The sequence below is a fragment of the Nocardioides sp. dk884 genome, assembly GCF_009557055.1.
In the GTDB taxonomy this organism is placed as follows: Bacteria; Actinomycetota; Actinomycetes; order Propionibacteriales; family Nocardioidaceae; genus Nocardioides.
The window spans coordinates 996,791-1,006,582 of sequence record NZ_CP045649.1 but is presented as its reverse complement, the minus strand read 5'-3'; the positions used below and the strand labels follow the sequence as shown (position 1 = coordinate 1,006,582).

Genomic DNA, 9,792 nt, shown 5'->3' with positions numbered 1-9,792 from the left:
ATGAGTCCCAGGAGCACGCCATGGCCACCACCTCCTCCCGCGCTGTCACCCTCGCGCGGGTCCCCGACGGCACGCCCTGTGCCGAGGACTTCGCCGTCGCCACCGTCGAGGTGCCGGCGATGGCCCCCGGGCAGGTGACGGTCACGGTCGACGTGCTGTCGCTCGATCCCTACATCCGCTCCACCCTGGGCGGTCGCCACCTCGGCGACGCCCCGGTCAACCCCGGCGACGTCGTGCCCGGGCGCTCGATCGCCACCGTCACCGCCTCCGCGGACGACTCGGTGCCGGTCGGCACCCTGGTCCTCGCCGAGACCGGCTGGCGCGAGATCGCCGTGCTCCCGGCCGCCGCGGTGACCCCTGTCCCCCGACGCGCGGGGGTGCCGGCGAGCGCCGCCCTGGGCGCGCTCGGCATGCCCGGCCTCACGGCGTACGCCGCCCACGTGCGGCACCTCAAGCCGCGGGTCGGCGACACCGTGGTGATCTCCTCGGCCACCGGCGGCGTCGGCGCCGTCGCCGGGCAGCTGGCCACCGTGGCCGGCGCGCGGGCGGTCGCGATCGTCGGCACCGACGAGAAGGTCGCGATCGCCACCGACCAGCTGGGGTACGCCGCGGCCGTGGTCCGGGGGCGCGAGGGCTGGGTCGAGGAGCTGCGCAAGGCCTGCCCGGACGGGATCGACGCCTACCTGCACATGGGCGACCAGGCGACCCTCGACGTGGTGATGGAGCAGCTCGCCGTCGGCGCGCGCGTCTCGCTGTGCGGGCTGATGGACCAGTACAACGGCGGGGCCCCGACGACCGTGCGCGCCGGCGCCGTGATGACCGCCCGCGCCGAGGTGCGGGGCATGGTCGTCTACGACCACCACGACCTCCTCGCCGAGCAGGCCGCCCGCCTCGGCGCCCTGATTGCGGACGGCCGGATCACCCTGCTCGAGGACCGCTACGTCGGCCTGGACCAGGCCCCCGAGGCCTTCGCCCGCCTCATGTCCGGCCGCAACCAGGGCAAGGTCGTCGTCCAGGTCTCCCCGTAGTCCCCGAGCGAGGGGGCCGTCCGGCAGGGGTCAGAGGTAGAGGCCGGAGGACTGGTCGGCGACGCGGTCGGCGGCGACGGCGTGGATGTCGCGCTCGCGCATGACGACGTACACCTCGCCGGAGACCTCGACCTCCGCCTTGTCCTCGAGGTCGAAGAGCACCCGGTCCCCGGGCTGTACGGCGCGCGCGGACGGGCCGGTGCCGATGACCTTGGCCCAGCTGAGCCGGCGCGCGGCCATGGCGGCGGTCGCCGGGATCACGATGCCGCCCGACGAGCGCCGCTCCCCCGCCTCCCCGTCGACCTCGACGAGGACACGGTCGTGGAGCATCTTGATGGGCGTCTTGTCGCTCACGACGATCAGCCGACGGCCTTGCGGACCACGACGATGAGCGCGATCGCGCCGACGACGCCGCCCACGACCTTGAGGATGTTGTCGGTGCGCGGCTCGCCCGTCACGGGGTCCACGAAGTGCGCCTTCAGCGAGGCGGCCTCGCGGCTGGCGATGGTCTTCGGGCTGGAGCGGTGCAGCAGCTGGTCGATGGTGCCGGCGAGCCGCTCGCGGGTCTCCTCGATCTCGCGCTCGAGGGCCGAGGTGTCGTTGGCGTTGCTCACGGGCCTGCTCCTGGGTTGGGCCGGGTCACCCCCGACGGTGCTGAACTAGGGGGAGGCTATCAATCAGCGTCGGGTGCGGCCCGCGTGGTGCGCGGGTCGAAGCCGAAGGGCAGCTCGAGGCGGTTCGCACGCATCAGCTCCGCGTCGAGCAGGACGTCGTACGTCGGGCCGTCGGCCACCACCACGCCGTCGCTCAGCACCACGGCGCGAGGGCACAGCTCCAGGGCGTAGGGCAGGTCGTGGGTGACCATCAAGACGGTGACGTCGAGGGAGCGCAGGATGTCGGCGAGCTCGCGGCGCGAGGCCGGGTCGAGGTTGGAGGAGGGCTCGTCGAGCACCAGGATCTCCGGCTCCATCACCAGCACCGTGGCCAGGGCGACCCGGCGCCGCTGACCGAAGGAGAGGTGGTGCGGCGGCCGGTCGGCATGCTCGGCCATCCCGACCAGCTCCAGCGCGGCGAGCACCCGGCGCTCCAGCTCGGGGCCGCGGATGCCGAGGTTGGCGGGGCCGAAGGCGACATCCTGGCGCACGCTGGCCATGAACAGCTGGTCGTCGGGGTCCTGGAACACGATCCCGACCCGGCGGCGGATCTCGCCCAGGTGCTTCGTGACCACCGGCATCCCGCTGACGCTCACCGACCCGGCGCCCGCGGTGAGGATGCCGTTGAGGTGCAGCACCAGCGTGGTCTTGCCGGCGCCGTTGGGCCCGAGCAGCGCGACCCGCTCGCCGCGGTGGACGTGCAGGTCCACGCCGTACAGCGCCTGTCGGCCGTCGGGATAGGCGTAGGCCAGGCCGCGGACGTCCAGGACCGGCCGCGTCACGGCGCCACGGGCCGCTCACGCCGAGGACCCGAGGTGCCCGACTCGCCGGCGGCGCCTGCCAGGTCGGGGAGGCTGCCGGTGTAGCCGCGCGAGATCATCGCGAGATGGACCCGCTCGCCGCGCTCGTAGGAGCGGATGAACAGCGCCCCCAGCGCGCGCGCCAGCGCCGGCCAGTGCCGCGGTGAGCGCGGTTGGCAGCCCCGCGAGCGCATCGCGGTGAGCATGCGGCTCATCTCGTCGGTGACCACCTCGAGGTAGCGCACCATGAAGCCCATGATCGACACGATCAGCTCGGGCATCCGCAGCCGGCGCAGGCCCACGAGGATCTCGGTCGGCGCGGTGGTCGCGGCCATCGTCAGCGAGGCGAGTACGCCGAGGGTGCCCTTCATCAACAACCCGCCCGCGGCCACGAGCCCGGGCTCGGACACGCTGAGGCCGAGCACCTCGGTGCGCGGCCCGGTGGCGACGAACGGGACCAGCACGGCGAACACCACGAACGGCACCTCGACCACCATCCGCGCCAGCAGGTGGCGCAGCGGCACCCGCGCCACCGCGATCACGCCCAGGAGCAGCACCAGCCAGGCGGCGAACGCGGCGTAGAGGTCCCGGGGCGTCGCGACGACCAGGAGCACGAAGGCCAGCAGGGCGAGGAGCTTGAGGTGCGCGGGTGCCCGGTGCACCGGGCTGTGCCCGTGGTGGTGCAGCAGGTGCGTGTGTGCCCCGCTCACCGGCGCTCCCGGTCCTCGACCGGCTCCTCGACCGGCTCCTCGGCGCCGCCCCGCCGGCGCACCGCCCAGGCCAGGCCGCCGGCGATCAGCAGCACCAGCAGCACGCCGAGCACGCCGGCGAGCCCGCCGCTGAGCCGGGCGTCGTCGATCCCGGCCACCTGGTAGTCGGCGAACGGGCTGTCGGAGGTCGCGGAGTCCTCGGCGGCGTGCAGGAAGCCCAGCTGCTCCGCGACGTGCTCGAGACCGTCGGGGTGGGCGCTGGCGTAGTAGCTCGCGACACCCGCCACGCCCAGCGCGACGAGGAGCCCGACGAGATAGAGGTGGCGGGCCCTCATGTCGGGCGCCCGGCCTCGCGGATCTCCAGCGTCCGCGCGCGGATCAGGTCGCGGGCGCCGTAGACCAGGTCGGGGCGCACCCGGACCACGGAGGCGACGACCAGTCCGGTCACCACCGCCTCGCCGATCCCGATCAGCACGTGCCACCCGAGCATCGCGGCGAGCACGTCGCCGGACTCCACCGGGACGGTGCCCCCCACGGCGAAGAGCCCGGTGAAGACCGCCGCGGCGGCAGGGACCGAGACCAGCGCCGCGATCGCCGCCGCGGGCGCCACCACCCCGAGACGGCGCGGCAGCACCGCGCGCAGCGCGCGGAACACCAACCAGCCGACGGCGGTCGTGACCACCCCGATCAGCACGATGTTGGTGCCCAGCGCGCTGATCCCGCCGTCGGCCATGAACAGCCCCTGCACCAGCAGCACCACCGCGAGGCAGAGCACCGCCGTCCAGGGCCCGACCAGCACCGCGGCCAGCGCCCCGCCCATCAGGTGGCCACTCGTGCCTGCCCCGACCGGGAAGTTGATCATCTGGGCGGCGAACACGAACGCGGCCACCAGGCCCGCCATCGGCGCGGTGCGGTCGTCGAGCTCGGTACGCGCGCGGCGCAGGGCGATCGCGACCACGCCGGCGGCCACCACCCCGGTCGCGATCGAGGTGGGCGCATCGAGGAAGCCGTCGGGCACGTGCATGGAGTCGCTCCAGGTGCTCGCGAGGGGTGCCGCTAGTTTGGCGACCGGGCGACCGGCCATGGCTGCCCACCCTACGCTGTTGCACATTGGTCGCAATAGCGCCGATTTCGAATCACCCGAGGAGCCCCCACGTGAGCGAGAGCACCCGCCTGTCCCCCGGCGACACCGCCCCCGAGTTCATCCTCGCCGACGACACCGGCAAGGAGGTCGCCCTCTCGGACTACCTGGGCCGCAAGGTGATCGTCTACTTCTACCCGGCGGCGATGACCCCGGGGTGCACCAAGCAGGCGTGCGACTTCACCGACTCCCTGGAGTCGCTGCGCGGCGCCGGGTTCGACGTCATCGGCATCTCCCCGGACAAGCCGGAGAAGCTCGCCAAGTTCCGCGAGAAGGACGGCCTGTCGATCACGCTGCTCTCCGACCCGGACAAGCAGGTGATGAAGGACTACGGCGCGTTCGGCGAGAAGAAGCTCTACGGCAAGGTCGTCGAGGGCGTCATCCGCTCCACGATCGTGGTCGACGAGGACGGCAAGGTCTTCTTGGCGCAGTACAACGTCAAGGCCACCGGCCACGTCGCCAAGCTCAAGCGCGACCTGGCCCTCAACGAGGCCTGAGTCCGCCGTACGCCGGTCCGCGGCGGGCGCTGCAGCACGCAGGCAGCGCCCTCCCTAGACTCGGCGCGGCAGCGCGCTCGTAGCCCAATTGGCAGAGGCACCAGGTTTAGGTCCTGGCCAGTGAGAGTTCGAGTCTCTCCGAGCGCACCACCGGCCCCGGTCCCGCGACAGCGGGCCGGGGACAGCCAGCGTCTCAGGTCTGGGGCGCCGTGGGCTCCTGGCCCCGGTCCTCCTCACGCAGCCGCGGCGGCGTGAAGTCGTCGGGCCGGAACCCGCGCTTGTCGGCGTAGAACTCCCGCACCTGGTCCATGTCGGCGCGGACGTCGCCCGAGGGGTGGAAGGTCGGGCCCCAGCCCACGGTGCGCGTCGGGACGTCGATGAAGGCCAGCGTGACCGGCAGCCCGGTGCGCTGGGAGATCCGGTAGAAGCCGGACTTCCAGTACTCCCCGCGCGTGCGGGTGCCCTCCGCGGCGATCCCGAGCAGGAACGGCTCCTCGGAGGCGCCCGCCTGCTCGATCAGCTCGCGGACGGTCGCGCCGGGGTCGGCACGGTCCAGCTTCACCGCGCCGGTCGCCTTCAGCACCCACGCGAGCGGGCCGACGAAGAGCTCCTTCTTGACCAGCAGGTGGATGTTCACGCTGTTGTCCCAGGCCAGGAGGATGGTCAGCACCCAGTCCCAGTTGGAGGTGTGCGGTGCGCCCACCAGCACCCCGCGCTCGGGAACGGTTCCGACCGTGCGCCAGCGGGCCAGGCGCAGCAGCACGCGGGCGAGGGTGCGACGGAGGAGGAAGTGGCGGTTCACCCCCCGAGATTCCCACGCACCCCCGCGCGCGGCGCAGGTGGGGTCAGCCTTTAGTCGCTGCCAGTGAGCAGCTCGGCCAGCCGCGGCGCCAGCTCGCGCAGCGCGCGGCCGCGGTGGGAGATCGCGTCCTTGTCGGCGCGGTCCAGCTCGGCGGTGGTGAGGCCGGGCCGGTCGTCGGCCTCGAAGACCACGTCGTAGCCGAAGCCGCCGCTCCCCCGGGCCTCGTGGACCACGCGTCCGTCCATGCGGCCCTCGACGACCAGCTCGCCGCCGGCGTGGACCACCGCGACCGCGCACGCGAAGTGCGCCGTACGACGCTCGTCGGGCACGTCGGCCAGCTGGGCGAGAAGCAGCTCGTTGTTGCGCGCATCGGACTTCGGCGGACCGCTCCAGCGCGCGGACAGCACGCCGGGCATGCCGTTGAGGGCGTCGACGCACAGCCCGCTGTCGTCGGCCACCGAGGGCAGGCCGGTGACCTCGAAGCCGGCGCGGGCCTTGAGCAGCGCGTTGCCGGCGAACGTCGGCTGGTCCTCGACCGGCTCGTCGTAGGCCGGCACGTCGTCGAGGCCCACGACCACGGCGTCGGGCACGTGCTCGAGCAGGATCCGCTCCATCTCCGCCAGCTTCTTGGCGTTGCGCGAGGCCAGGAAGACGCGGGGCGCGCCGCTCATCGGGCCAGCGCCTCCGCCTGCATGCGGGTCAGGTCGGCGCAGCCCTTCTCGCCGAGGGCGAGGAGCGCGTCGAGCTCAGCGCGGTCGAACGGCGCGGCCTCGGCGGTGCCCTGCACCTCGATGAAGGAGCCGGTGCCGGTCATCACGATGTTCATGTCGGTCTCGGCGCGCACGTCCTCCTCGTAGGGCAGGTCGAGGCGCGGCACACCGTCGATGATGCCGACGCTGACGGCGGCGACCGAGCCGGTCAGCGGCTCGCCCTTGATTGCCCCGGTGGAGCGCAGGTGGGCCACGGCGTCGGCGAGGGCGACGTAGGCGCCGGTGATCGCGGCGGTGCGGGTGCCGCCGTCGGCCTGGAGCACGTCGCAGTCGAGCTGGATGGTGTTCTCGCCGAGGGCTTCGTAGTCGATGACCGCGCGCAGCGAGCGGCCGATCAGGCGGCTGATCTCGTGGGTGCGCCCGCCGATGCGGCCCTTGACCGACTCGCGGTCCGAGCGGGTGTTGGTGGAGGCGGGGAGCATGGCGTATTCGGCGGTGACCCAACCCAGGCCGGAGCCCTTGCGCCAGCGCGGCACGCCCTCGGAGGCGGAGGCGGCGCAGAGCACCTTGGTGCGGCCGAACTCCACGAGGACGGAGCCCGCGGCGTGGTCCAGCCAGTTGCGGGTGATGGTGATGGGGCGGAGCTCGTCGTCGGCGCGACCGTCGGCACGTGTCATGGCCCGAAGGCTACGACCCGGCGCCGACGGTCGCTCCGCTGGCCTGCTGGCTACTTGGGCTCGGAGCGGAGCACCCGCCGAGCGCCCAGCACCATCGGCACCACGATCCAGATCGCGATCGCGACCACGAGACGGGCGACGTCAAGACCGTCGACACCCGAGAAGCCGTCCAAGAACGGCGTGAACGCGTAGCTGAGGTCGATCCACGGGATCAGCGACTGCGCCCAGTCGAAGGCGAAGTAGAGGATCGAATAGACCATGAACGGCAACATGATCGCGACGACGTAGAAGACTGCGATCGCCGCCGGGGTGCTCAGCATCAGCATCGCCAGGCCGAACGCCATCAGGAAGTAGAGCAGCTGGCTGAGCACGGTCATCGACAGCGTGCCGGCGTCGAGGTTCCAGCGCACGTCGTAGCCGCCGATCGCGGCTCCGATCGGGTTGGTGATGGCGCCCAGCACGACCGCCAGGGCGATGGTCGCGAACGCGAACAGCACCACGGCACCGAGCTTGGCGAGCAGCACCCGCAGCCGGTGCGGCTCGAGGCTGAAGGTCACCAGCCCGGTGCGCTGGCTCCACTCGCTGGTCACCACGAGGATCGGGAAGACCGGCAGCAGCAGCGACAGCGGGATGGACAGGATCTGGGCGAGGTCGTTGGCGCTCACCGTCGCCTCGTCGTCGAGGGCGACGACGAGCAGGACGAGCGCGATCGTGCCAGCGAGCAGCAGTGCGGTGATGGCCATCAGCCAGAAGCCGCCCCGGGTGTCCAGCATCTTGCGCCACTCGACCGCGACCAGCCGGGTGAAGGGGACCCGCGCGGTGCTGGAGATGTCGAGGGTGCGCGGCGGTGCCGTCGCGGTGAGGTCGGGGGTGCTCATGCGGAGGCTCCTTGCTGGGTCGCGGCGGCGGGGTGGCCCTCGCGCTGGGTGTCGGCGGTGAGCTCGAGGAAGAGGTCCTCCAGGCCGGCCTGGCCGGTGCGGAGGTCGGTCAGCACGACGCGGGCGTCGAGCGCCGCGCGCCCGACGGTCTCCGGGGAGGCGGCCACGCGCAGTCCGGTCCCGGAGGGGCTGACCTGGATGCCCTGTGCCGTCAGGGCGGCGGCGAGCGCGTCGTTGTCGAGCGCCGTGACCAGGCTGCTCGCCGGGCCCGAGTCGGCCAGGAGCGTCTCGCGGTCGCCCTGGGCCACGATCCGCCCGCGACCGATGAGGATCAGCTCGTCGGCGATCTGCTCGACCTCGTGCAGCAGGTGGCTGGAGAGCAGCACGGTGCCGCCGCGCCCGGCGTACCCGCGCAGCAGGCCGCGCATCCAGCGGATGCCAGCGGGGTCCAGGCCGTTGGCCGGCTCGTCGAGGATCAGCACCTCGGGGTCGCCGAGCAGCGCGTGGGCGATGCCCAGGCGCTGGCGCATGCCGAGGGAGTAGTTGCGCACCCGGCGCTTGGACTCGGCGTCGCTGAGCGAGACCAGGGCGAGCATCTCGTCGATGCGCGAGGCGGGCAGGCCCATGGTCTTCGCGCCGATCGTGAGCACCTCGCGGCCCGTGCGGCCGGCGTGCTGTGCGGAGGCGTCGAGCAGGACGCCGACGTGGCGTCCGGGGTTGGGGATGTCGGCGTAGCGGTGCCCGCCGATCGTGGCGCGACCGCGGGTGGGCGCGGTCAGCCCGACCATCATCCGCATGGCCGTCGTCTTGCCGGCGCCGTTGGGACCGAGGAACCCGGTGACCCGTCCTGGCTGGCAGACGAAGCTCACGTCGTCGACGGCGGTGAACGCGCCGTAGGTCCTGGTGAGTCCTTCGACTGTGATCATGCTTCCACCCTGGCAGAGGTGGAGGCCGTCCTCCGCCGAGACGCGCGGTGCCGAGACCGTCCGCGCCGCGATCGGTGGCGCCGTCAGCCGCCCAGCTCGTACGTCGCGCCGGCGCGGGCGACCTGGAGCGGGCCGGCGTACTGGCCCTGCGCCTCGGCCAGCGCGACCTCGGGGTCGTGCCACGGCGGGATGTGGGTGAGCACCAGGCTCCGGGCCCCGGCACGGGTCGCGACCTGGCCGCACTCGGTGCCGGTGAGGTGCAGCGCGGGCGGGTTCTGCGCGCTGGAGAGGAACGACGCCTCGGCGAGCAGCAGGTCGGCGTCGCGGGCCAGGTCGTCGAGGGCCGCGCACGGGCCGGTGTCCCCGGTGTAGGCCAGCACCGCGCCGTCGACGCTGATGCGCAGGCCGTACGCCGCGATGGGGTGGTCCACGGGCACCGGCTCGGCGTGGAAGGGCCCGACGTCGATCGGGCCGTCCCAGTCGTGGAAGTCGAACTCCTCGCGCATCCCCGGCTCCACGGGCAGGTCGTAGGCGCGGGCCATCCGGTCGGCGGTGTCCACGGGACCCCAGACCGGGATCCGCGGCTGCGCCCCGTCGGGGTGGTAGCGACGCATCACGTAGTAGCCGCACAGGTCCAGGCAGTGGTCGGCGTGCAGGTGGCTGAGCAGCACCGCGTCGATCTGCAGCGGGTCGGCGTAGCGCTGGAGCGCCCCGAGCGCGCCGCTGCCGAGATCGACCAGCACGCGCCAGGTGCGCTCACCGGTGCCGTCGTCGTGGCGGGCCTCGAGGAGGTAGCAGCTGGCGGGCGAGTCCGGCCCGGGGAAGGAGCCGGAGCACCCGACGATCGTCAGCCTCATGCACGCCCCCGGGAGCACGGAAGGCAGGTCGTCGTCAGGGGCACGTCGCACAGGCTAGGGCGTCGCACCCCCGCGCGCAGCGAGTCGCGACCGACATCACGTCTGCGGGTGAG

14 protein-coding genes and 1 tRNA gene are annotated in these 9,792 nt (G+C 73.0%); 3 read left to right on the top strand and 12 right to left on the bottom strand.

Annotated elements, in window-relative coordinates:
- Positions 1-20: 20 nt before the first annotated feature.
- Positions 21-1,028: an MDR family NADP-dependent oxidoreductase gene (locus GFH29_RS04945; RefSeq protein ID WP_194289035.1), complete on the top strand. Its 1,008-nt coding sequence runs from the start codon at positions 21-23 to the stop codon at positions 1,026-1,028.
- A gap of 30 nt (positions 1,029-1,058) precedes the next feature.
- Here GFH29_RS04945 and GFH29_RS04940 read toward each other — a convergent pair whose 3' ends face one another.
- The 6 genes from GFH29_RS04940 to GFH29_RS04920 are packed head-to-tail and all read right to left on the bottom strand — an operon-like array spanning position 1,059 to position 4,215.
- The gene (locus GFH29_RS04940; RefSeq protein ID WP_153325641.1) at positions 1,059-1,358 is read right to left on the bottom strand and encodes a GroES family chaperonin; all 300 of its coding nucleotides are present in this window, start codon (positions 1,356-1,358) and stop codon (positions 1,059-1,061) included.
- Positions 1,359-1,387: 29 nt separating this feature from the next.
- The gene (locus GFH29_RS04935) at positions 1,388-1,642 is read right to left on the bottom strand and encodes a DUF3618 domain-containing protein (RefSeq protein WP_153322306.1); all 255 of its coding nucleotides are present in this window, start codon (positions 1,640-1,642) and stop codon (positions 1,388-1,390) included.
- A gap of 59 nt (positions 1,643-1,701) precedes the next feature.
- On the bottom strand, positions 1,702-2,463 hold the full coding sequence (locus tag GFH29_RS04930) for an energy-coupling factor ABC transporter ATP-binding protein (RefSeq protein WP_153322305.1): 762 nt from the start codon (positions 2,461-2,463) through the stop codon (positions 1,702-1,704).
- Positions 2,460-3,191, bottom strand: coding sequence for a cobalt ECF transporter T component CbiQ (gene cbiQ / locus GFH29_RS04925; protein ID WP_153322304.1), 732 nt, complete (start codon positions 3,189-3,191; stop codon positions 2,460-2,462). The genes GFH29_RS04930 and cbiQ overlap by 4 nt, the downstream gene beginning before the upstream one ends.
- Entirely contained in the window at positions 3,188-3,526 is a 339-nt protein-coding gene (locus tag GFH29_RS20425) for a PDGLE domain-containing protein (RefSeq protein ID WP_194289036.1), read from the bottom strand. The genes cbiQ and GFH29_RS20425 overlap by 4 nt, the downstream gene beginning before the upstream one ends.
- Positions 3,523-4,215, bottom strand: a complete 693-nt coding sequence (locus GFH29_RS04920) for an energy-coupling factor ABC transporter permease (protein ID WP_194289039.1) — start codon at positions 4,213-4,215, stop codon at positions 3,523-3,525. Before GFH29_RS04920 ends, GFH29_RS20425 begins: the two co-directional genes overlap by 4 nt.
- Before the next feature lie 131 nt (positions 4,216-4,346).
- On the opposite strand from GFH29_RS04920, the gene bcp reads away from it, so the two are divergent.
- Together bcp and GFH29_RS04910 are read left to right on the top strand one after the other, a co-directional pair.
- The gene (bcp, locus tag GFH29_RS04915; protein ID WP_153322303.1) at positions 4,347-4,829 is read left to right on the top strand and encodes a thioredoxin-dependent thiol peroxidase; all 483 of its coding nucleotides are present in this window, start codon (positions 4,347-4,349) and stop codon (positions 4,827-4,829) included.
- 73 nt (positions 4,830-4,902) lie between these two features.
- Positions 4,903-4,979, top strand: a tRNA-Leu gene (locus GFH29_RS04910).
- Between the two features lie 43 nt (positions 4,980-5,022).
- Here the strand turns inward: GFH29_RS04910 and GFH29_RS04905 are convergent.
- From GFH29_RS04905 to GFH29_RS04880, 6 genes are all read right to left on the bottom strand, one after another.
- Positions 5,023-5,631 carry a 1-acyl-sn-glycerol-3-phosphate acyltransferase gene (locus GFH29_RS04905; protein ID WP_153322302.1) on the bottom strand — a complete coding sequence of 203 codons (609 nt, stop codon included), beginning with the start codon at positions 5,629-5,631 and terminating at the stop codon, positions 5,023-5,025.
- A gap of 50 nt (positions 5,632-5,681) precedes the next feature.
- Positions 5,682-6,302, bottom strand: a complete 621-nt coding sequence (gene rdgB, locus GFH29_RS04900) for an RdgB/HAM1 family non-canonical purine NTP pyrophosphatase (protein ID WP_153322301.1) — start codon at positions 6,300-6,302, stop codon at positions 5,682-5,684.
- Entirely contained in the window at positions 6,299-7,018 is a 720-nt protein-coding gene (gene rph / locus GFH29_RS04895) for a ribonuclease PH (protein ID WP_153322300.1), read from the bottom strand. Before rph ends, rdgB begins: the two co-directional genes overlap by 4 nt.
- 50 nt (positions 7,019-7,068) lie before the next feature.
- Entirely contained in the window at positions 7,069-7,896 is an 828-nt protein-coding gene (locus GFH29_RS04890; RefSeq protein ID WP_153322299.1) for an ABC transporter permease, read from the bottom strand.
- Positions 7,893-8,822: an ABC transporter ATP-binding protein gene (locus GFH29_RS04885; protein ID WP_153322298.1), complete on the bottom strand. Its 930-nt coding sequence runs from the start codon at positions 8,820-8,822 to the stop codon at positions 7,893-7,895. Before GFH29_RS04885 ends, GFH29_RS04890 begins: the two co-directional genes overlap by 4 nt.
- A gap of 83 nt (positions 8,823-8,905) precedes the next feature.
- A complete protein-coding gene (locus GFH29_RS04880; RefSeq protein ID WP_153322297.1) occupies positions 8,906-9,679 on the bottom strand; it encodes an MBL fold metallo-hydrolase in 774 nt (257 codons plus the stop codon).
- Positions 9,680-9,792 lie beyond the last annotated feature (113 nt).